Here is a 20653-nt window from a genome sequence, read left to right on the forward strand (position 1 = left end):
GATGTGTCTGGGCATCCCGGGACGGGTGATGGCGATCCCCGACGGCTACCACGACCAGATCGCGCTGGTCGACGTGTCCGGTGAGCAGCGCAAGGTGAACATCGGCCTGCTCGACGACGATCCGGCGCGCCCAGGCGACTGGGTGATCATCCACATGGGCTTCGCGGTGGAGAAGACCGACGAGGCGGGTGCGGCGGCCGCGCTGGACGGGCTGCGATTGCTGCAACGCGGGGACCAGCCATGACCACCGAGCGGCTGCGACGGCGGCTCTTGGTGCGCGGCGTGGTCCAAGGCGTCGGGTTCCGCCCGTTCGTCTACACCACCGCCGCCGAACTGGCGCTGTCCGGCAGCGTGAGCAACGACAGCAGCGGAGTCGTCATCGAAGTCGAGGGCGCGCAGGCGGATCTCGAAGAGTTCGCCGAGCGGCTGCGGCTGCGGCCGCCCCCGCTGGCGGTGGTCGAATCGGTCGAGCAGGCCGATATCCCGGTGCGTGGCGGCACCGGATTCCACATCGCGGGCACCACGCGCGACGGCGGCGGCCGCACGCTGGCCTCACCCGACGTCGCGATCTGCGCCGATTGCGAGCGCGAATTGCGCGACCCGGCGGATCGGCGCTATCGCCATCCGTTCGTCAACTGCACCAACTGCGGGCCGCGTTTCACCATCATCGCGAGCCTGCCCTACGACCGCGAGCGCACGTCGATGTCCGACTTCGTCATGTGCGACCGGTGCGCACGGGAGTACGCCGACCCCGCCGACCGGCGCTTCCACGCGCAGCCCATCGCCTGCCCCGACTGCGGTCCCACGCTCACGTATACGGGGCCGGGAGCCGGTGAGCCGCTGACGGCCGCGCGGCGACTGCTGCGCGAGGGCGGCATCCTGGCGGTCAAGGGCATCGGCGGATACCACCTCGCTTGTGACGCCACGAACGAGTCGGCCGTCGCGGAGTTGCGCAGGCGCAAACGCCGCGGCGACAAGCCTTTCGCCGTGATGGTGCCGGATCTCGCCACGGCACAGGCCGTAGTCGTCGTCGACAGCGCCGCCAAGACGCTGCTGACCAGCCCGGCTCGCCCGATAGTGTTGCTCGCGCGCCGGTCCGCGCCGGGAGAATCCCATCCGGTCCTCGGTGCTGCGAGGACGACCGCTCGAGCGGGCGAAGAAGCGGCGATCGCCGTGCCCGGAGTCGGCGCTGCTCAGCCGCACCGTTACCCGATCCCGGCTCCGTCGGTGGCGCCCGGCAACCCGGATCTGGGCGTCATGCTCGCCTACACTCCGCTGCACCTGCTGCTGTTCGGCCTACCCGGCGACCCGCCCGGGCCGCAGGTGCTGGTGATGACTTCGGGCAATCTCGGTGGCGAGCCGATCTGCTATCAAGACGACGATGCCCGCGCCCGCCTCGCCGGGCTCGCCGACGGCTGGCTGTCGCACGACCGGCGCATCCTGGTGCCCTGCGACGACTCGGTGGTGCGTTCGCTGGACGGCCGGGAACTGCCCGTCCGGCGCTCGCGCGGTTACGCGCCCCTGCCCCTGCTGCTGCCCGTGCCACTGCCGCCGACCCTCGCGGTCGGCGCGGACCTCAAGAACACCTGCGCGATGGCGGAGGGCCGCTACGCCTGGCTGAGCCAGCACATCGGCGACATGGACGACCTGGCGACGCTGCGTTCCTTCGACGCCGCCCAGCGGCACCTCGGAGAACTCACCGGGGTACGCCCGGTCCAGTTCGTCGCCGACGCACACCCGGGCTATCGCTCCACCGCATGGGCGCGCAGGCACGCCGGGGAGCGAACCGTGTACACCGTCCAGCACCACCACGCCCACATCGCCGCCGTCATGGGCGAGCACGGACTCGGCCCCACCGAGCAGGTGGTCGGCATAGCCTTCGACGGCACCGGGTTCGGGCCGGACGGCGCGGTGTGGGGCGGCGAGGTGCTGCTGGCGGGCTACAAGGGCTACCGCCGCCTGGCCCACCTGAAGTACGTCCCGCTGGCGGGCGGCGATCTCGCGGTGCGCAGGCCCTACCGCATGGCGCTGGCCCACCTGCGAGCGGCAGGCATCGAGTGGGCCGAGGACATCCCCGCGGTCGCGGCCTGCCCGCCCGCCGAGCGATCGGTGCTGGCCCACCAGTTCCGGACCGGATTGGGCTGCGCGCCGACGTCGAGCATGGGCCGGTTGTTCGACGCGGTGTCCTCGCTGTGCGGCGTGCGGCACGTCGTCGACTACGAAGCCCAGGCGGCGATCGAGTTGGAGGGGTTGTCGCGCACCGGCGCGGAGGGCGCCGTCGCATACCGGTTCCCGGTGGACGACGGCGATCCCGCCGTGATTGATCCCGCGCCGGTGCTGGCGGCCGTGGTCGCCGACATTCGCGCGGGCGCGCCCGCACAGGTGGTCGGCGCGCGGTTCCACGCCGCCTTGGCCCGGTTGGTGCTCGATCTCGCGGCTCGCTACGCCGCCGCGTCGGCGGCCGTCGCCCTGTCCGGCGGCGTCTTCCAGAACGCCCTGCTACTCGCGCGGTCGTGTGCGCTGCTGCGCGACAACGGGTTCACCGTGATCACCCACCGCCGGCTGCCACCCAACGACGGTGGCCTCGCGTTCGGGCAACTCCTCGCGTGCAGCGAGGGATGAGCGAAGGAGAGCAACGATGTGTCTTGCGGTACCAGGCAAAGTACTCAGCCTGCACGAGCGGGACGGCACGTTGATGTCGGTCGTCGACTTCGGCGGCCTGCACAAGGACGTGTGCCTGCAATACATCCCGGACGCGGCGGTCGGTGACTACGTCGTGGTCCACGTCGGCTTCGCGATCCAGCGGTTGGACGAGGAGTCCGCGTTGCGGACCCTGGCCGAGTTCGAGCACCTCGGCGTACTGAACGAGGAATTCGGCGACGGCTTCGAGATCGCCGCCAAGCAGGCGGGTGTGGACAACCCCGCCGCCGAACCACCACGTGAGCAACCGGAGGCGACGTCATGAAGTACCTGGACGAATTCAGCAACCCCGAGCTGGCCCAGCACTTGCTCGATCGGATCCGCAGCGCGACCAGCCGCCGCTGGGCGATCATGGAAGTCTGCGGCGGGCAGACCCATTCGATCATCCGCCACGGCATAGACCAGCTGCTGCCCGACCAGATCGAGATGATCCACGGTCCCGGTTGCCCGGTCTGCGTCACCCCGCTCGAGGTGATCGACAAAGCGCTGGAGATCGCCGCGCAGCCGGGCGTGATCTTCTGCTCGTTCGGCGACATGCTGCGCGTGCCCGGCAGCTCCAAGGACCTGTTCCGGGTAAAGAGCGAAGGCGGTGACGTCCGGGTGGTGTACTCGCCGCTGGACGCGCTCAACCTGGCCAGGGAGAATCCCGACCGCGAAGTCGTCTTCTTCGGCATCGGGTTCGAGACGACCGCCCCGGCCAACGCCATGACGGTGTATCAAGCGAAACGGCTCGGCATCCGGAATTTCTCGCTGCTGGTCTCGCACGTGCTGGTCCCGCCCGCGATCGCCGCGATCATGGAGTCGCCGACCTGCCGGGTCCAGGGCTTCCTGGCGGCAGGGCACGTCTGCACCGTGATGGGCACCGAAGAGTATCCGCCGCTGGCCGAGCAGTACCGGGTGCCGATGGTGGTCACCGGATTCGAGCCACTGGACATCCTGGAAGGTATCCGCCGCACCGTGCTGCAACTGGAGTCGGGCAGGCACGAAGTGGAGAACGCCTACCCCCGGGCGGTGGCCGCGGCGGGCAACCCCGCCGCGAAAGCCATGCTGCAGGACGTCTTCGAGGTCACCGACCGGGCCTGGCGCGGCATCGGCGTGATCCCGCGCAGCGGCTGGCGGCTGTCGGACCGCTATCGCGAATTCGACGCCGAACACCGCTTCGCCGTGGGCGACCTGCACACCGCCGAGTCGTCCGTCTGCCGCTCCGGCGAGGTGCTGCAAGGGTTGATCAAACCGAACGAGTGCGCCGCCTTCGGCAAGGAGTGCACGCCGCGTAACCCGTTGGGCGCCACCATGGTGTCCTCGGAAGGCGCGTGCGCCGCCTACTACCTGTACCGGCGTCTCGACCTGCCCGCGGAGGTGGCACATGCGTGAGGACGGCGCCGCCTCCCCGACGATCGATATGGAGGGCTGGGTCTGCCCGATGCCGCTGCGGGATTCGCCGAATATCGTGATGGGTCACGGCGGCGGCGGCGCGATGTCCGGCGAGCTCATCGAGCATCTGTTCCTGCCCGCGTTCGGCCCGGCCGCGAGCGCGGACCTGGCCGACTCCGCGGTGGTCACGCTCGATGGCGCGCGACTGGCATTCTCTACCGATTCGTTCGTCGTAAAGCCGATAGTGTTCCCCGGCGGCACGATCGGTGAGCTCGCGGTCAACGGCACGGTGAACGATCTGGCCATGTCCGGTGCGCGTCCGATGGTGCTGTCCACCGCGTTCATCCTCGAGGAGGGCACCGCGCTGGCCGACATCGCGCGCATCGCGCAGGCGGTCGGCACCGCCGCGCTGGCGGCGGAAGTCCGGCTGGTCACCGGGGACACCAAGGTCGTCGACGCCGGGCACGGCGACGGTATCTACATCAACACCGCCGGAATCGGTGTGGTGGCCCCCGAGGTGGACATCCGGCCGCAACGGGCGGCACCGGGCGACGTCGTGCTGGTCAGCGGCGACATCGGCGTGCACGGTGTGGCGGTGCTCAGTTGCCGCGAGGGACTGGAGTTCGGCACCACCGTGCTCAGCGACACCGCGCCGCTGCACGGATTGGTCGCGGCGATGCTGGCGACCGGCGCGGACGTGCACGTGTTGCGCGATCCCACCCGCGGCGGCGTCGCGGCCTCGCTCAACGAGATCGCGCGCGCCGCGAAGGTCGGTGTGTCGCTGGACGAGCGCCAGCTCCCGGTGCCCGACGGCGTGCGCGACGCGTGCGGCCTGCTCGGGCTGGACCCCATGTACGTGGCCAACGAGGGCAAGTTGCTGGCGTTCGTCCCGCCGGAGGACGCCGACCGCGTGCTGGCGGCGATGCGGGAGCACCCGCTGGGCGCGCAGGCCGCGGCGATCGGCCGATGCGTCGCCGAACATCCCGGCATGGTGGTGGCTCGCACGGCGCTCGGCGGAACGCGCGTGGTGGATCTGCCCGCGGGTGAGCAACTGCCGCGAATCTGCTGACGCGGTCCGCGAATCGGTCCGCAGCTGGAAGGCGAGGTGTGCGTCATCGTCCGGATCGCCGATACCGCCGCGCCGCCGCGCGGCTTGCCGGCCCGCCTGGACGGGCGGCAGAGACGCGGCGTCGCGGGGATGGCGTCGGTCGTCGTCGCGCTGCACGTCCTCGGGTGGTCGGCGCTGCTGCTGGTGGTGGTGCCCGGCGGGTACGTCGTGGACGGTGCGGTGTTCGGCGTCGGCCTCGGCGTCACCGCCTACACACTCGGCATGCGGCACGCGTTCGACGCCGACCACATCGCCGCGATCGACAACACCACCCGCAAGCTGGTCGCGGACGGGCGCAAGCCGCTGTCGGTCGGGTTCTGGTTCTCCCTCGGGCACTCCACCATCGTTTTCGTCCTCGTCGCGCTGCTGGCGTTCGGCGTCAAGGCGCTGGCCGGGAACCTGCGCGACGACGACTCCGGGCTGCACCGATGGACCGGTGTTCTCGGCACCGGCATCTCGGGGAGCTTCCTGCTCGCCATCGGCCTGTTGAATCTGGTCTCGCTGATCGGGATCTGGCGAGTGTTCCGCGGGATGCGTCGCGGGACATACGACGAGGCCGAGTTGCGGCAGAAGTTGAACGACCGGGGCGCCCTGCAGCGGGTGATCGGACCGCTTACCCGGGCGGTGCGCGCGCCGTGGCAGATGTACCCGGTCGGGCTGCTGTTCGGCCTCGGCTTCGACACCGTCACCGAGGTCGGCCTACTGGTGATCGCGGGCGGCGCGGCGGCGACCGACCTGCCGTGGTACGCGATTCTCGTCCTGCCCGTGCTGTTCTCGGCGGGGATGACGCTCTTCGACGCCCTCGACGGGGCGTTCATGAACTACGCCTACGGGTGGGCGTTCGCGGGGCCGTTGCGCACCGTCTACTACAACATCGTCGTCACGGGCCTGTCGGTCGCCGTTGCCCTGTTGATCGGAGCGCAGGAGATGATCTCGTTGCTGACCGCCGAACTCGGCATCGCCGACGGTCCGTTGGCATGGGTCGGCGGATTGGACCTCGGCGCCATGGGATTCCTCATCGTCGGGCTGTTCGTGCTCACCTGGGCGGTGGCGGTCGCGGTGTGGCGTTTCGGCCGGCTGGAGCAGCGGTGGTCGCCCGGGCCCGTCGGTGAAAGGCCCTGCTGATGACCGGCAGCGGCGCGGAGATGTTCGCCCGGTACGCCTACGCGCCCAATCGGCTCGGCTACTGCGGTCCGCCCGACGCGGCCGCCCTGCGGGACGGCTCGGAAGACCAGGTGCGCGCGGTGGCGCGCCGTTTCACCGGGGCGTGGCCCTACCTGCGCGTGATGGCGCGGATGACCGGGATCGCCGATCCACTCGACCGCCGCCTCGTCGAGTCCTATTGGCTGGGCGGCGGAGTGGGCGCGGAACTGGACGCAGGCGAGTTCACCGCCGAACTGCTGGCACTGCTCGGCCCCGTCGCCGGTGGATATTGGACGTACTTGACCCCGGAGCTGGCCGAGGAGGCCGCGGCCAATCACTGCTTCCACGTTTTCGGCGTATACCCGTGGTCGCGGCTGTTGCGGCACGGCAACGATCATCCCTTGCGCGTGCTCGACAGCTGCCGGATCACCTGGGGGACCGTGCTGGACCGTACCGGCGCACAGGTCGTGCTGCGCTACCGCGAACTCGACTGGGACGGAGAGCGTCTCGCGCTCTCGGCGGAAACGTCTCGAGCCGTTCCGATCCACGTGGACGGGTATGCGGCGGTGCCGGATGTCGCGGTGGGGGAGCGGGTCGCGGTCCATTGGGGGCGGCTGTGCGGCCGCTTGGACGACGCCCAGGTGAGCGCTCTGGCGGCGGGTACGGCGCGTCAGCTCGAGCTCACCAACCGACGGCTGGCCGCACGACGATGAGGCTCGCGGGGGGCACCGGAACACGCGACGGCCGCGCGAGTTACCGCGCGGCCGTGGCACTGTCGCCCTTTCGGACCGTCAGATCTTGCGGATGACGGTGACGACCTTGCCCAGGATCTGGGCGTCGTTGCCGGGGATCGGCTCGAAGACCGGGTTGTGCGGCATCAGCCAGACGTCTCGGCCGGTGCGTTTGAAGGTCTTCACCGTGGCCTCGCCATCGATCATCGCCGCGACGATGTCGCCGTTGTCGGCGACGTTCTGCTGCCGCACGACCACCCAGTCGCCGTCGCAGATCGCCGCGTCGATCATCGATTGGCCGACGACCTTCAGCAGGAACAGGGAACCGTCGCCGACCAGTTCGCGTGGCAGCGGGAACACGTCCTCGACCGCTTGTTCGGCCAGGATCGGGCCACCGGCGGCGATGCGGCCGAGCACGGGGACGAACGTGGGAACGGGCCGTTCGACGTCCACGGTGACATCGCCGTCGTCCACGGCCGCGACCGGCAGGCTGGTCACCGACCGCACCACCTCGTCCAGACCACGGACGTCGACGGCGCGGGGCCGGTTCGGGTCGCGGCGCAGATAGCCCTTGCGCTCCAGGGCGCGCAGCTGATGGGCGACCGACGAGGTGGACGTGAGGCCGACGGCGTCGCCGATCTCCCGGATGCTCGGCGGGTAGCCGCGCTCGCTCACCGAGGTGCGGATCACCTCCAGCACTCTGCGTTGACGCACGGTGAGATCCGCCCCGCTACCCGCCGCGTCGGCGCCGCTTTCGGTCGCGTCTCCCGTGTCGTCCGTCTGCCTCACCGCAACCGCCCTTTCCTGCTGTGCCCGGCCGGTTCGTGCCCGGCATGTGTCCTCGTGGCCTGTCGTGTCTTCGGTTCTTCGAATCTAGTCCGGTCACGCGCCGGGATCAAACATCTGTTCGACGCATGTCGGGTGTTCCTGCTGACTTTGTCGTCCGGGCGTGGTAGAAATCGAACACCAGTTCTTCGAACATGTGAGCGAATGACTACGGAACATGTGTTCGACTACGAGTCCGGCTCGAACGGCGACGGAGCACCCACCACGGAGGTTTGTCCGATGAGCACTGCGATCAGCGATACCACTCCATCCACCGATGCGACGGGCGCCGAACTCGATCGCCGCGTCATCGATCTCGACCCCGCGCGCGACGATCTCGGATACGAGTCCGTCCAGCGGTTGCTCCGCGGCGCCGCCCGCGCACGGGCGCTGACGCCCGCGTATCGGTCCGCGGTCGATCGGCGCCCGCCCGGCGCGCGGCCCGGTGGCGGCATGGTCGACTACGACCGGGCGCCACGAATTTCCGCGCCACGGCGAGGCTGTGGCGACCATCCGATGCGCCGGGTCGAACAGGCGCAGATCGGCTTCGCGGTGCTCGCCGTCGCCGCGCTGCTCACCGCCCTCGTGGTGGTGGGGTTCATCGCCTTGGCGCACGTGCGGGCGGGCGACTGGAGTGAGGGCCAGGGCGCTTCGGTCCCGGCGGCGGTGGAGGGCTCGGGTATGCCGGGCGGTGGGAATCCCCGCTGAGGAAAGGAAGTCCGGCCTCCCGCGAGACGCGATGGGCCTGCACACCGGTGACCTGGCGCCCGCCACATCGATATGGGAAGCCGACTCCGTCGTCGCCCAGGCCGCCCTCGGCGAGGCGATCCGCGACTGACTCGCCCGTGGTCGCCTCGCCGCCTGGTGGCCGGACCTACGGGCGCGGACCTGACCGGCCTGGCGGATCGCCGGATGAGGAAGCCGACAGCCGGGGTGAGTGCGACGATCCGGGAACCCGGACGGGTATCCTCGAAGTGTTATGCAGGTGTTCCGCGTGTCGCACGAGGAACACCTGGTGCCGGGGTATAGACCTCTGTACACGGGCTCGCCGGGCCGATCGCCGCGATCGGCGCCCGGTCCGGACGCGAGCACGCGCATCGACGAAGGATTTCTCGGATGCATTGCCCGTACTGCCGACACCCCGACTCGCGGGTGGTGGACTCGCGCGAGGCCGACGAAGGCGCGGCCATCCGCCGTCGCCGCGCGTGCCCGCAGTGTGGGCGGCGATTCACCACGGTGGAGACCGCCATCCTGTCGGTGGTCAAGCGTAGCGGCGTCACCGAGCCGTTCAGTCGCGAGAAGGTCATCCGTGGTGTGCGCCGGGCATGCCAAGGTCGTGAAGTCGACGACGACGCGCTGAACCTGCTCGCGCAGCAGGTGGAAGACGCGGTGCGCGCCAAGGGATCTCCGGAGGTGCCCAGCCACGAGGTGGGCTTGGCCATCCTCGGCCCCCTGCGCGACCTGGACGAGGTGGCCTACCTGCGGTTCGCCTCGGTGTACCGGTCGTTCACCTCGGCCGAGGACTTCGAACGCGAGATCCGCGAGATGCGCCGAGCGCGCGCCGAGGCCTTGTCGGCCGCCGACTGACTCAGCGCCGGACCGCGGCGATCGCCTTCTCGATGCGCTTGGCGGACACCGGAAACGGGGTGCCGATCTTCTGTGCGAACAGGCTGACGCGGAACTCCTCGATCATCCACCAGATCTCGGTGACCGGGGGCGCATGTCTGCGGTTCTCCGGTAGCGACCCGAGCAAGCGGTCGTAGGCGGCCAGCACCCGATCGAGTTCGGCCATGCCTTGCCGATCGCGAACGGCCGAGCCGGGCAACGCCTCCAGCCGCGCCACCGCGGCCTGGAGATAGCGGGGTAGCTCGCGCAGCCTGGGCGCGCCGGTTTCGGACACGAAACCGCGGAACACCAGATTATCGAGCTGGTGGTGGACGTCGTCGGCGATATCGCCCTCGCTCGTCCGCGCGAGCGCGACCGAAACCTGGTGGGCGCCGGCGAGAATCGGCACGACCGACCGCACGAAACGAGCGACCGCGGAGGCGAAATCGGGACGGATCCGGGCGACGAGCGCGTCGAACTCCGCCGGGTCGCGCACCGGTCCGCCCGCCGCGGTGAGCAGCTCGTCGGCGGCGGCCGCGCGGCAATCGTCGAGCAGCGCCTCCAGCGAGCCGTACGGATTCTGGCTCAGGGCAAGACGATCCGCGGGCGAGAGGCCCGCGGTGGCGGTGCGGGCCGACACGGGCAGCGCGTGCAGCAGCAGCGCCCTGGTGCCGAGGCGCATCGCGGCGGCCTGCTCCGCGGCGGAGCTGAGCACCCGGACCGCGACGCCGTCGCCTTCGGCGACGAGTGCGGGGTACCCGGTGACGGTCTGCCCGGCGACCTCGCGCCGCACCGTCGGCGCGAGCGTGCCGAGCGATTCGGAGGTCCACACCGTGGCCGGCGGGCGTTCCACGCCCGCGGTTGCCCGGGCGACCGACGCGGAGACCTGCTCGGCGAGTTGGGTTTTCAGCGCGCCGAGGCTCTTGCCACGCGCGAGTGTGGCGCCGTCGCTGTCGACGGCCGCGAAGGTCATGCGCAGATGATCGGGCAGCGCGGAGACGTCGAAGTCGGTGGGGGCGATCGAGACCGAACCCAGCTTGGACAGCTCGCGCGCCAGTCCGGCGCGCAACGGCTCCGCGCGCGGGGTCAGCGCCGCCAAGGCGGCTGCGGCGAAGTCGGGGGCGGGAACCACGCTGCGGCGCAACGTCTTCGGCAACGTCTTGATCAGCGCGGCGGCCAGCTCGTCGCGCATGCCCGGCACCAGCCAGTCGAAGCCGACGGCGCGGACGTGCGCGAGCTGTTCCACCGGGATCCGCACGGTGACGCCGTCGTCCTCGTTGCCCGGCTCGAACTGGTAGGAAAGCGGGAAACTGAGCTCGCCCTGGCGCCAGGAGTCAGGGAAGGCTGCCGGATCCAGCGCGGCCGCACCCTCGTTGACCACGGTGGCGGTGGAGAAATCCAGCAGCTCGGGGTTTTCCCGTCGCGCGCTGCGCCACCAGCTGTCGAAATGACGCACCGAGACGATGTCGGCGGGCAGGCGCTTGTCGTAGAACTCGAACAGCACCTCGTCGTCGACCAGGATGTCCCGGCGGCGGGCGCGATGCTCGAGGTCGGCGACGTCCTCGAGCAGTGCGCGATTGCGGTGGAAGAACTCGTGGCGCGTCTGCCACTCGCCCTGCACCAGCGCATGCCGGATGAACAGCTCGCGCGACAACTCGGCGTCGATCCGGCCGTAGTCCACCGGCCTGCCGGTGACCAGCGGGATCCCGTACAACGTGACCCGTTCGTAGGCCCGCGCCGCACCCCGCTTGGCCGACCAGTGCGGTTCGGAGTAGATGCGTTTGACGAGGTCGCCGGCGAGTCGTTCGGCCCACTCGGGCTCGACCTTCGCGGCCATCCGGCCCCACAGCCGCGAGGTCTCGACCAGTTCGGCGGCCATCACCCAGCGGGGCGGCTTCTTCGCCAGCGACGAACCGGGGAAGATCATGAACTTGGCGTTGCGCGCGCCGAGGAATTCCCGGGACTCCGCCTCCCTGACGCCGATGTGCGACAGCATGCCCGCCAGCAGCGCCTGGTGAATGGCGGTGGAATCCCAGGGAAGTCCGTCGTCCGCGGCCGCCGAGTCGGTGGCGGATCCGTCCCGTCCGGTGTCGGACCGCCCGTCGTCCCGGCCGCGCGTGGACCGGCCCCGGCGTGATCTGCCGCCGGACTTGCGCTCCGGTGCCGCCGCGGCGTCTCGGGCCGGTCGCGCGGGAGCGGCAGGGGCTGAGGCGGGGGCTGAGGCTGAGGCCTCTTCTCGGGTCGACCATCCGAGGCCTTTGGTGATCGTGCGCAGCTGCCCGTGCAGGTCCTGCCACTCCCGGATCCGCAGGTAGTGCAGAAACTCCTCCCGGCACACACGCCGGAACTGGTTGGACGACAAGGACTTGCGCTGCTCACCGAGGTAGTCCCACAGCCGCAGGTAGGCCAGGAAGTCGGAGCCGTCGACGGTGAAGCGCGCGTGTTTGGTGTCGGCTGCCTGCTGCTGGTCCGCGGGCCGCTCCCGGACATCCTGGATCGACAGCGCCGCGACGATGACGAGGACGTCGGCCAGGCAACTGTTGCGCTGGGCCTGCACCAGCATCCGCGCCATCCGGGGATCGACCGGCAGCTGAGCCATCTCGCGGCCGATGGGGGTCAGCGACAGAGCGGCCTCGTCGTCGCCACTGGTGCGTGCGGCGGATTTGCCGTCCCGCCGCGCGAGTGCGCCGAGTTCTTCGAGCAGGGCGATGCCGTCGCGGATGGCCCGGCGATCCGGCGCCTCCACGAACGGGAAGTTCTCGATGTCACCGAGGCCGAGCGCGGTCATCTGCAGGATGACCGCGGCCAGGTTGGTGCGCAGGATCTCGGGTTCGGTGAAGGCGGGCCGTGATTCGAAATCGTCCTCGGAATACAGCCGGATGCAGATGCCGTCGGCGACGCGGCCGCAGCGTCCCGATCGCTGCCGCGCCGACGCCTGGGAGACCGGTTCGATCGGCAATCGCTGCACTTTGGTGCGCATGGAATAACGCGAGATGCGCGCTGTGCCCGGGTCGACGACGTACCGGATGCCGGGCACCGTCAGCGAGGTCTCCGCGACGTTCGTCGCCAGCACCACTCTGCGCCCGGTATGCGGGGCGAACACGCGGTGCTGCTCGGCGGTGGACAGCCGGGCGTACAGGGGAAGGATCTCGGTGCGCGGCAGCTTCAGGTCGCGCAGCGCGTCGGCGGTGTCGCGGATCTCGCGTTCGCCGGACAGGAACACCAGCACGTCGCCGTCGCCCGCGGCGAACAACTCGGTCACCGCGTCACCGATCGCGTCCACCGGATCGCGGTCGACGACGCGGGTGTCCTCGTCGTCTTCGTCTTCGGCGGCGCCGGGAAGCTCCAGGGCGAGCGGCCGGTAGCGGATCTCCACCGGGTACGAGCGGCCGGAGACTTCGACGATCGGGGCTGGGGTGCCTTTCTCGTCGGCGAAATGCCGGGCGAACAGCTCGGGATCGATGGTCGCCGAGGTGATGATCACCTTGAGGTCGGGCCGGCGGGGGAGCAGTTGCTCGAGGTAGCCGAGCAGGAAGTCGATATTGAGACTGCGCTCGTGCGCCTCATCGATGATGATCGTGTCGTAACGGCGCAGCAGCCGGTCGCGCTGGATCTCGGCGAGCAGGATGCCGTCGGTCATCAGCTTGACCAAAGTGCGCTCGGAGGCGTGATCGGTGAACCGCACCGTGTAGCCGACGACATCGCCGAGCTCGGTGCCCAGTTCTTCGGCGATGCGTTCGGCCACGGTGCGCGCGGCCAGCCTGCGCGGCTGGGTGTGCCCGATGGCGCCGCGGATGCCACGGCCGAGTTCGAGGCAGATCTTCGGTATCTGGGTGGTCTTGCCCGAGCCGGTCTCGCCGGCGACGATCACCACTTGATGCTCGGCGATGGCCGCGGCGATGTCCTCGCGGCGGACGGTGACCGGTAGTTGCTCCGGATAGCGGATCTCCGGCACCGCCGCGCGCCGCGCCTCGACGCGCGATTCGGCGGCTGCGATCTCGGCTTCCACCTCGGCCAGGTCGCCACCGCGCGCCCGGTCGAGCCTGCGCCGCAGCCGGTGTTCGTCGCGGAGGGAGAGGTTCGCCAGGCGGGTGCGAAGGTCGCGGGAATCGGGGGCGGCTGTCCTGGTCATTGCATCGACCAGCCTAGCGAAACCCGGCAACGGGTTATTCCGCCAGGCGGTACGGCTGGTAACCGAGTGCGAGCTGCGGGCGTGCGTCCGCTTCGGCGACGTCCGCCGACACGCCAGGATCGGCCTGGGAACGACGGGCGTGCGTACGCTCCGGCGACGTCCGCACGCGAGGATCGGCCGAGGACGGCGGATGCCCGCTCGGCAGGGCGGGCGGCAGTCCGGCGCGGTCCGGAGCCCATGGTGGCGTTCGGCCGATCGGCGCCGCGCGGGGCTGGATCGGGATCCGGAAACCGGCAAAGGTGGAGACATGAACGCGCTATGGCATGGCTTTGCCGACATGGGTGCCGTCGAGCGGGACGGTGCGTTCGTGGTCGCTCGCGGGGAGGGCGCCTACATCTTCGACCGAGCGGGCAATCGCTACCTGGACGCGACCGCCGGCCTGTGGTTCGCCAACGTGGGCCACGGGCGCGGCGAGATCGCCGACGCGGTGGCCGCCCAGCTGCGCACCATCGCGCACTACTCCAACTTCGGTGACATCACCGAGCCTGCCACCCAGGAACTCGCCGAGCGGCTCGCCGGGCTGGCCCCGGTGCCGGGCAGCAAGATCTTCTTCACCTCGGGCGGCTCCGACTCCGTCGACACCGCGGCCAAGCTCGCCCGCCGCTACTGGCACGAACTCGGGCAGCCGGGCAAGACGATCGTGGTCGGGCGGCGGATGGCGTATCACGGCATGCACGTGGCGGGCACCGCGCTGGCGGGCATCCCCGGCAACCGCGAAGGTTACGGCGAGCTGATGCCCGCGGCGCGGACCGTCGCGTGGGACGACGCGAAAGCCCTCCTCGCCCTGGTCGAGGACCTCGGCGCGGAGCGGATCGCCGCGTTCTTCTGCGAACCCGTCATCGGTGCGGGTGGAGTGTTCCCGCCGCCGCAGGGCTACCTCGCCGAGGTGCGCCGCATCTGCCGCGACCACGACATCCTCTTCGTCGCCGACGAAGTGGTGACCGGTTTCGGCCGCATCGGCGGAGCGTGGTTCGCCTCGTCGCGTTTCGCGCTGGAACCCGACCTGATGACCACCGCGAAGGGACTGACCTCCGGCTATCTCCCGATGGGCGCGGTCTTCGCCGCCCCGCACGTGGCGGCGCCGTTCTTCGCGGGCGGCGTCTGGTGGCGGCACGGCTATACCTACGGCGGTCACGCCGGCGCCGCGGCCGCCGCGTTGGCGAACCTCGACATCATCGAGCGCGAAGGCCTGCTCGAAGCCGCCCTGCGCCTGGAGTCCAGCCTGCATGAACAGCTGTCGGTGCTCGCCGAGCACCCGAGGGTCGCCGAGGTGCGCAGTGGGCTCGGTGCTGTCGCGGCTGTCCAGCTGGCCGACCCCGCCGAAGGGTTGTCGTTGGTGAAAGCCCTGCGTGCGCAAGGCATCTCGGGCCGCGCCGCGGGCCAAGGCGCCATGCAGATCTCCCCGGCGTTCGTCATGACCGACGATCAGGTCACCGAACTCGTCGAGGGATTCATCCGCGCGTTGAACGAGGTCTGATCCGCTGCCTTGCCTCACCATCCACGCAGGAACAGCCCGGCGAAAGAACCGGCTCGCCCGACGGGTGTGAACCGCTGATCGGTCGCTGCGGCTTTGCTTCTGGGCCGTGCGGCGCAATCGAAAAGGGCACCCTAACTCGTCTCGGAATGCGAGCATAGAAGTGCGACGACTGTGGTCGCCGTGCTGAGAGGTGGTGGGGTGTGGCGCAGTTCGTGCAGGAGTATGCCGTATTGCGGTGGGTTGTGGTGTCCGCGTTCGTGGTCGCCGCGGTGCTCGTGCTGTCCCGGGTGCTGACTCCGGCGACGCCGTCGGCCGATCCCGCCGACGCATGCACCGAAACCTCTGTGGCTGGCGATATTTCGGTCGAGCACTCCGAGTCCGACGCCGCGCACCTGGTGATGTGCCTGGTCATGCTCGGTATGCTGCTGTTTCCCTCGGGGGCGAGCCCGCACGCGTTGCGTGGTGTGCTGACGGCGATGACCGTGGTCTTCGCCGGACTGCTGCTGATTCGCGCTGCAGAGTACGCCACACAGGGCAGGCCCCTGCCGATCGATCGGTTGGTTCCGCTCGGTTACCACATCGTGGCCGCCGCGGCGATGCTGTACGCGATGTCCGGCCATACGGCCTCCGGCCACGCGGGCGGACCGGCCGCAGGCCCCGCGCTCGGCCTTGCCGCGCTGTTCCTCCTGGACGCCCTCTTGGTCGCCTTCGCCGCCTGGACCGGCTGGGCGCACACGCATGTGCCGGGGCCGCTGGGGTTGCTGGCGCGTTCCAGCGGATGCGTCGCGGCGCTCACCGGTCCCGCGAAACCGTGGGCTGCGGTGCCGCACGTGGTGATGGACGCGGGCACCGCCTACATGCTGGTCACCATGATTTCGAGCTGACCAATCCGGTCCCCTCCTCATACCGAACCCCTGTCTATGCAGGCACGGGATTCGGCCATGAGCGACGAACACGGTTCTGCTTCACCCCGCCGATTCGTCGATCGGACACGCACGCGAGAGGACTCCGAGGACCCGGCGCTCGGGTGCCCGTTGCCGAGCGGCTACGACCGGTCGCGGGCCGCCCTTGCGCGCCGCGAACTCGTGGCGTTGCTCGCAGCGGCGGGCGCGGGGGATCGTGGCGCGTTCACCGAGTTCTACCAGTTGACCAGCCCGCGGGTGTTTGGGCTGACGGTGCGGATCCTGCGCAGTCACGCCGCCGCGGAAGAGGTGACCCAGGAGGTCTACCTCCAGGTGTGGTCGATGGCCGACCGCTACGACGCCACGCTGGCCAGTCCGGTCGGCTGGCTGATGATGCTCGCGCATCGGCGCGCGGTGGACCGGGTTCGCGCGGAGAGTTCGGCCACCAGCCGCGACCTGGTCTACGCGCACGAGCATCTGGGACGCGCTCACGATGTCGTCGCCGAATCGGTCACCCAGCGCATCGAAGAACAACAGGTGGCCGGCTGCCTGGAGACCTTGACCCCCACCCAGCGCGAAGCGATCGCCTTGGCCTACTACAGCGGGCGCACCTACCGCGAGGTCGCCGATTATCTCTCGGTACCGCTGCCTACCATCAAGACCCGCATTCGGGACGGGTTGAAACGATTGGAGAAGTGTTTGTCCGGAGGACATACCGATGGTTGACACCTCGCCGCGATCGGACGCGGACCTCCTGGATCTGGCCTACCCGTGCGCGCTGGACGCGGTCGCCGATATCGAACGCAGGCATATCGATGCCCGGTTGGCGGCCGCGGACCCGGACGTGCGGCAGGCGTTCTCCGACACCGTGTGGCAGGTGCGCGACATCATGGGGCGCCTGGCGGTGCTCGACGAACTCGCGCCGCCGCCGGAGCTGGAACGCCGCATCCTGGCCGCACTGCCCGACGAGCGGACGGGGCGATCGATCACGCGGATCTCGTCGTGGCGGCGGCCGCTGCGCTGGGCGGTGCCGATCGCGGCCGCCGCATGCGTGGTGATCGGTGGAAGTGTGATGACCGCACAGCTCACCGGCCCGTCGTCGAACCCGGCCGCCGCCGATCAGGCGCCCGTGCGACCGGATGTGCGGACGGTGGACGGATCGTTCGCGGGCGGCGGTCGGCTCGTGGTCGACGCCTCGCCCGCGCTCGGGCGGGCGGTCGTCGTGTTCGACCAGGTCGCGCCGCCGCCGGTGGGGCAGGTGTATCAGGTGTGGCTGATCGGCGCCGACGGGCAGGCCCGCTCGGCCGGGGTGCTCGGCGACGTGCCGTCGACCGCCCGGCCGTTCGTCACCGGTTTCCGGTCGGGCGAAGTGCTCGCGGTGACCGTCGAACCGGACGGCGGCTCGCAGGCGCCCAGCGGCGATCCGCTCGTGGGTGTCACGCTGCCGTGAGCCGGGGCTAGATCTCCACCGGTTGGTCGGCGACGACTCGGCCACCCAGATGCACCCAGCCGTCGGAGTCCCATCGGGTGAAGATCTGCGAGCCTTTGCCCTGGGTGATGACCAGGCCTTTGCGCAGCAGCGCCGTCAATGCCACGGCTGCGGCTCCGGTCGCCTCGTCCTCGGAGATACCCATGGTCGGGGCGAACATCCGTGATCGCATGGCGGCGCGGTGTTCGTCGGTCCATGCCCATAGGTAGTGCGGGCCGCCGGAGAACTCGTCCGGACGCAGTGCGGCCAGTTCCTCGGCGTCCTCCAGCTGATGGAAGGTGAACGGGGGAGCCCATTCGCCGCGAGCGGCGATCCAGGTCAATCCCTCGGTGAGTTCCACGGCCACCGGACCGGCCGGGACATCCAGGGTCCGCACCGGGATGCCTTGAGAGGCGAACCACCACGCGGTCCCCACCGAAGGGTGCCCCGCGAACGGAAGCTCCACGGCGGGGGTGTAGATCCGCAGCGCGACGGTGCCGTCCACCGGCTCCTCGACCACCACGGTCTCGCTGTACCCTGCCTTGGCCGCCAGCGCCTGCCGATCGGCTGCCACCACGTCGGCCGCCCGCGCGATACCCAGCTCGTTCCCGAACCGCCCGGCGGCGTCGGTGAACACTCGCACCACATCAACCTGTGTGCTCATGCTGGTCGAGCCTACTCGGCTGCCGCGGCCGCGAGCTGTCGTCCAGACCACATCGGGAACACGGGAGAGGCCCCTGCCGCAGGACAGGGGCCTCTCTTGGCGGCGAAATCAGATCGTGGCCGCGCTGAGGGCCTCGGTCGACTGCACCGCCTGGCCGACACCGGCCACGATGGCGGCGGCGCGCAGCGATTCGAAGATCACTTCGCGAGAAACGCCCGCCTCGCGCAGGGTGTGTTCGTGTGCCTCGAGGCAGTGCGCGCAGCCGTTGATCGAGGAGACCGCGAACGACCACAGTTCGAAATCGGCCTTGTCGACGGCCGGTGTGCCGATGATCTGCATGCGCAGCCCGGCCCGCAGGTCGTCGTAGCGGCCGCCGAGGAACGCCTTGCCCCGGTAGAACACGTTGTTCATGCCCATGATCGAGGCAGCGCCGAGCGCGGCGTTGTACGCCTCCGCCGACAGGACGTCGGCGGCTTCCTCGGCGATCTCGCGCAGCGTGGTCGTCGACCGGGTCGCGGCCGCCGACGCCAGCAGGGTGCCCCACAGCTGCTGTTCGTTCAGCATGGTGGTGCGCGCGATGGATGACAGGTTGAGCTTGAGGTCCTTGGCGTACTCGGGAAGGGAGTTCTTCAGGTTCTCAATGCTCATTCGGCGATTCCTCTACTCGAAGCGGTCCCGTGGGACCAGGTCGGTTCTCGTTGATGGGTGAAGTACCCCGGAAGTTCGGGTACGGGAAGGGTTTCAGACGCTGGCGGCCAGGAGCTCGCCGGCGTTGATGGTGGGGTCGCCCTTCTTCCAGTTGCAGGCGCACAGCTCGTCGGACTGCAGCGCGTCCAGCACGCGCAGCACCTCGTCGACATTGCGGCCCACGGAACCCGCGGTGACCGAGACGAACTGGATCTCGTTGTTCGGGTCGACGATGAAGGTGGCGCGGTCGGCGACGCCGTCGGCGTTGAGCACGCCCGTGGCCGTGGCCAGTTCGCGCTTGAGGTCCGACAGGATCGGGAAGGGGAGGGTCTTGAGGTCCTCGTGCTGAGCGCGCCACTGGAAGTGCACGAACTCGTTGTCCACCGACGCGCCGAGCACCTGGGCGTCGCGGTCGGCGAACTCGTCGTTCAACTTGCCGAACGCGGCGATCTCCGTCGGGCACACGAAGGTGAAGTCCTTGGGCCAGAAGAAGATGATCCGCCACTTGCCCGCGTGGTCGTCACTGGTGATCCGGGTGAAGTAGTCGTCGGGCTGCTGAGCGTCGACCTTCGACAGATCACCGCCGATGACCGCGGTGAGGTTGTATGCCGGGAATTGGTCGCCGATGGTCAGCAGGGCCATGCTCATCTCCTCGTCATGTTGGTTTGCTAGCTGTGTTCTGCGGTCTTGCGGGATCTTTGCGGTGACTCGAGCTACCGCCTCGAAACCCGGCACTCACACCGCGGGGGAAAAGCTCACCGGCGATCTTGCCGAAGGGTTGGCAAAAGGTAAAGGTGATCAGTCGCACTACACTGATAGGCGTGACTGATCAGACTTATCAGCCCACCCTGTCACAGCTGCGTGCGTTCGTGGCGATCGCGGAATATCGCCACTTCGGCACCGCGGCCGCCCGCCTCGGTGTGAGTCAGCCCACGTTATCGCAGGCGCTCGCGGCCTTGGAACACGGGCTCGGGCTACAGCTGATCGAACGAAGCACCAGGCGTGTGCTCGTGACCGCCGCCGGGATGCGGTTGCTGCCCAAGGCGATGGCGACGCTGGAGGCCGCCGACCGCTTCGTCGCGTCGGCGACCGGCGGCGGCCTCGGCGGCACCTTGCGGATGGGCATCATCCCGACCATCGCCCCGTATGTGCTGCCCGGGTTGCTGCCCGAACTGCGCAAGCGGCTGCCCGACCTGCGCCCGCAGATCATCGAGGATCAGACCGCCCGGCTGCTGGACGGGCTGCGCACCGGTGTGCTGGACGTCGCGCTGCTGGCGGTGCCCACCGAGATGCCCGGCCTGGTCGAGATCCCGCTCTACACCGAGGAATTCGTACTGGTCACACCGCGCGGTCACGAGCTGGCCGGGCGTAGCGACCTCGCGGCGTCGGTGCTGGACGCCCAGCCGCTGCTGTTGCTGGACGAGGGGCATTGCCTGCGCGATCAGACCCTGGAGGCATGCCGCTCGGCCGACGCGCACCCGGCCACCGTCGGCGACACCAGAGCCGCGTCGCTGTCGACCGTGGTGCAATGCGTCGCGGGCGGCCTCGGCGTGACCCTGATTCCGCAGATGGCCGTGGCGGCCGAAACCGCTCGCGGCACACTGGATGTCGCCCACTTCTCCGCGCCCGCTCCCGGCCGCACCGTCGGTCTGGTCTTCCGCACCTCCAGTGCTCGCGCCGACGATTACGAGTATCTGGCCGCTATCGTTCGTGCCCAGCGGCCGATGTAGGTGTGCCGAGCGAGCGCGGCGCGCATCGTGGATGTGGGAGGAGAGGC

The 20653-nt window shown here is 69.8% G+C and carries 19 protein-coding genes; 14 read left to right on the plus strand and 5 right to left on the minus strand.

Features of this window, described 5'->3' with window-relative positions:
* Nucleotide 1 precedes the first annotated feature (1 nt).
* From K8O92_18850 to K8O92_18880, 7 genes are all read left to right on the plus strand, one after another.
* Nucleotides 2-244: a HypC/HybG/HupF family hydrogenase formation chaperone gene (locus K8O92_18850; GenBank protein ID UAK30021.1), complete on the plus strand. Its 243-nt coding sequence runs from the start codon at nt 2-4 to the stop codon at nt 242-244.
* Nucleotides 241-2622 (plus strand): carbamoyltransferase HypF, encoded by a 2382-nt coding sequence (locus tag K8O92_18855; GenBank protein ID UAK30022.1) that lies wholly within the window; start codon nt 241-243, stop codon nt 2620-2622. Before K8O92_18850 ends, K8O92_18855 begins: the two co-directional genes overlap by 4 nt.
* 16 nt (nt 2623-2638) lie before the next feature.
* A complete protein-coding gene (locus tag K8O92_18860) occupies nt 2639-2965 on the plus strand; it encodes a HypC/HybG/HupF family hydrogenase formation chaperone (protein ID UAK30023.1) in 327 nt (108 codons plus the stop codon).
* Nucleotides 2962-4074, plus strand: a complete 1113-nt coding sequence (gene hypD / locus K8O92_18865; GenBank protein UAK30024.1) for a hydrogenase formation protein HypD — start codon at nt 2962-2964, stop codon at nt 4072-4074. The genes K8O92_18860 and hypD overlap by 4 nt, the downstream gene beginning before the upstream one ends.
* Nucleotides 4067-5143: a hydrogenase expression/formation protein HypE gene (gene hypE, locus K8O92_18870; GenBank protein UAK30025.1), complete on the plus strand. Its 1077-nt coding sequence runs from the start codon at nt 4067-4069 to the stop codon at nt 5141-5143. The genes hypD and hypE overlap by 8 nt, the downstream gene beginning before the upstream one ends.
* 129 nt (nt 5144-5272) lie before the next feature.
* Nucleotides 5273-6307 carry a HoxN/HupN/NixA family nickel/cobalt transporter gene (locus tag K8O92_18875; GenBank protein ID UAK35806.1) on the plus strand — a complete coding sequence of 345 codons (1035 nt, stop codon included), beginning with the start codon at nt 5273-5275 and terminating at the stop codon, nt 6305-6307.
* Nucleotides 6308-6327: 20 nt separating this feature from the next.
* Complete coding sequence (locus K8O92_18880; protein UAK35807.1) at nt 6328-7038, plus strand: DUF6390 family protein; 711 nt, start codon at nt 6328-6330, stop codon at nt 7036-7038.
* Nucleotides 7039-7116: 78 nt separating this feature from the next.
* On the opposite strand, the gene lexA is transcribed toward K8O92_18880, so the two are convergent.
* Nucleotides 7117-7845, minus strand: coding sequence for a transcriptional repressor LexA (gene lexA, locus K8O92_18885; GenBank protein ID UAK30026.1), 729 nt, complete (start codon nt 7843-7845; stop codon nt 7117-7119).
* A 276-nt stretch (nt 7846-8121) separates the two neighbouring features.
* Between lexA and K8O92_18890 the strand changes: the two genes are divergently transcribed.
* The gene (locus K8O92_18890) at nt 8122-8589 is read left to right on the plus strand and encodes a hypothetical protein (GenBank protein UAK30027.1); all 468 of its coding nucleotides are present in this window, start codon (nt 8122-8124) and stop codon (nt 8587-8589) included.
* A gap of 408 nt (nt 8590-8997) precedes the next feature.
* Entirely contained in the window at nt 8998-9468 is a 471-nt protein-coding gene (gene nrdR / locus K8O92_18895) for a transcriptional regulator NrdR (protein UAK30028.1), read from the plus strand.
* 1 nt (nt 9469) lies between these two features.
* Here the strand turns inward: nrdR and hrpA are convergent, their stop codons facing one another.
* A complete protein-coding gene (hrpA, locus tag K8O92_18900; protein UAK30029.1) occupies nt 9470-13618 on the minus strand; it encodes an ATP-dependent RNA helicase HrpA in 4149 nt (1382 codons plus the stop codon).
* A 307-nt stretch (nt 13619-13925) separates the two neighbouring features.
* Here hrpA and K8O92_18905 point away from each other — a divergent pair, with 307 nt between their 5' ends.
* The 4 genes from K8O92_18905 (at nt 13926) to K8O92_18920 (ending at nt 17507) form a co-directional block, all read left to right on the plus strand.
* Nucleotides 13926-15155: an aminotransferase class III-fold pyridoxal phosphate-dependent enzyme gene (locus K8O92_18905; GenBank protein UAK30030.1), complete on the plus strand. Its 1230-nt coding sequence runs from the start codon at nt 13926-13928 to the stop codon at nt 15153-15155.
* Between the two features lie 200 nt (nt 15156-15355).
* A complete protein-coding gene (locus tag K8O92_18910; GenBank protein ID UAK30031.1) occupies nt 15356-16039 on the plus strand; it encodes a DUF5134 domain-containing protein in 684 nt (227 codons plus the stop codon).
* Between the two features lie 36 nt (nt 16040-16075).
* The gene (gene sigK, locus K8O92_18915) at nt 16076-16783 is read left to right on the plus strand and encodes an ECF RNA polymerase sigma factor SigK (protein UAK30032.1); all 708 of its coding nucleotides are present in this window, start codon (nt 16076-16078) and stop codon (nt 16781-16783) included.
* Nucleotides 16776-17507: an anti-sigma factor gene (locus K8O92_18920; protein UAK30033.1), complete on the plus strand. Its 732-nt coding sequence runs from the start codon at nt 16776-16778 to the stop codon at nt 17505-17507. Before sigK ends, K8O92_18920 begins: the two co-directional genes overlap by 8 nt.
* 7 nt (nt 17508-17514) lie before the next feature.
* On the opposite strand, the gene K8O92_18925 is transcribed toward K8O92_18920, so the two are convergent.
* From K8O92_18925 to K8O92_18935, 3 genes are all read right to left on the minus strand, one after another.
* Nucleotides 17515-18189, minus strand: coding sequence for a PhzF family phenazine biosynthesis protein (locus K8O92_18925; GenBank protein UAK30034.1), 675 nt, complete (start codon nt 18187-18189; stop codon nt 17515-17517).
* A gap of 108 nt (nt 18190-18297) precedes the next feature.
* Entirely contained in the window at nt 18298-18837 is a 540-nt protein-coding gene (locus tag K8O92_18930; protein ID UAK30035.1) for a carboxymuconolactone decarboxylase family protein, read from the minus strand.
* A 93-nt stretch (nt 18838-18930) separates the two neighbouring features.
* Nucleotides 18931-19518 (minus strand): peroxiredoxin, encoded by a 588-nt coding sequence (locus K8O92_18935; GenBank protein UAK30036.1) that lies wholly within the window; start codon nt 19516-19518, stop codon nt 18931-18933.
* A 179-nt stretch (nt 19519-19697) separates the two neighbouring features.
* Here K8O92_18935 and K8O92_18940 point away from each other — a divergent pair, with 179 nt between their 5' ends.
* Nucleotides 19698-20606 carry a hydrogen peroxide-inducible genes activator gene (locus K8O92_18940; GenBank protein UAK30037.1) on the plus strand — a complete coding sequence of 303 codons (909 nt, stop codon included), beginning with the start codon at nt 19698-19700 and terminating at the stop codon, nt 20604-20606.
* The last annotated feature ends 47 nt before the right edge of the window (nt 20607-20653 follow it).

It is taken from the genome of Nocardia asteroides (genome assembly GCA_019930625.1).
Taxonomy (GTDB): Bacteria; Actinomycetota; Actinomycetes; order Mycobacteriales; family Mycobacteriaceae; genus Nocardia; species Nocardia sputi.

What these genes read in the sequence shown, in the direction of transcription:
- K8O92_18875 (UAK35806.1), top strand. Translation starts at nt 5,273, where the DNA reads ATGGCGTCGGTCGTCGTCGCGCTGCACGTCCTCGGGTGGTCGGCGCTG.
- K8O92_18920 (UAK30033.1), top strand. Translation starts at nt 16,776, where the DNA reads ATGGTTGACACCTCGCCGCGATCGGACGCGGACCTCCTGGATCTGGCC.
- nrdR (UAK30028.1), top strand. Translation starts at nt 8,998, where the DNA reads ATGCATTGCCCGTACTGCCGACACCCCGACTCGCGGGTGGTGGACTCG.
- sigK (UAK30032.1), top strand. Translation starts at nt 16,076, where the DNA reads ATGCAGGCACGGGATTCGGCCATGAGCGACGAACACGGTTCTGCTTCA.
- hypD (UAK30024.1), top strand. Translation starts at nt 2,962, where the DNA reads ATGAAGTACCTGGACGAATTCAGCAACCCCGAGCTGGCCCAGCACTTG.
- K8O92_18850 (UAK30021.1), top strand. Translation starts at nt 2, where the DNA reads ATGTGTCTGGGCATCCCGGGACGGGTGATGGCGATCCCCGACGGCTAC.
- K8O92_18890 (UAK30027.1), top strand. Translation starts at nt 8,122, where the DNA reads ATGAGCACTGCGATCAGCGATACCACTCCATCCACCGATGCGACGGGC.
- K8O92_18930 (UAK30035.1), bottom strand. Translation starts at nt 18,837, where the DNA reads ATGAGCATTGAGAACCTGAAGAACTCCCTTCCCGAGTACGCCAAGGAC.
- K8O92_18855 (UAK30022.1), top strand. Translation starts at nt 241, where the DNA reads ATGACCACCGAGCGGCTGCGACGGCGGCTCTTGGTGCGCGGCGTGGTC.
- K8O92_18925 (UAK30034.1), bottom strand. Translation starts at nt 18,189, where the DNA reads ATGAGCACACAGGTTGATGTGGTGCGAGTGTTCACCGACGCCGCCGGG.
- K8O92_18905 (UAK30030.1), top strand. Translation starts at nt 13,926, where the DNA reads ATGAACGCGCTATGGCATGGCTTTGCCGACATGGGTGCCGTCGAGCGG.
- hrpA (UAK30029.1), bottom strand. Translation starts at nt 13,618, where the DNA reads ATGACCAGGACAGCCGCCCCCGATTCCCGCGACCTTCGCACCCGCCTG.
- K8O92_18860 (UAK30023.1), top strand. Translation starts at nt 2,639, where the DNA reads ATGTGTCTTGCGGTACCAGGCAAAGTACTCAGCCTGCACGAGCGGGAC.
- K8O92_18880 (UAK35807.1), top strand. Translation starts at nt 6,328, where the DNA reads ATGTTCGCCCGGTACGCCTACGCGCCCAATCGGCTCGGCTACTGCGGT.
- hypE (UAK30025.1), top strand. Translation starts at nt 4,067, where the DNA reads ATGCGTGAGGACGGCGCCGCCTCCCCGACGATCGATATGGAGGGCTGG.
- K8O92_18935 (UAK30036.1), bottom strand. Translation starts at nt 19,518, where the DNA reads ATGGCCCTGCTGACCATCGGCGACCAATTCCCGGCATACAACCTCACC.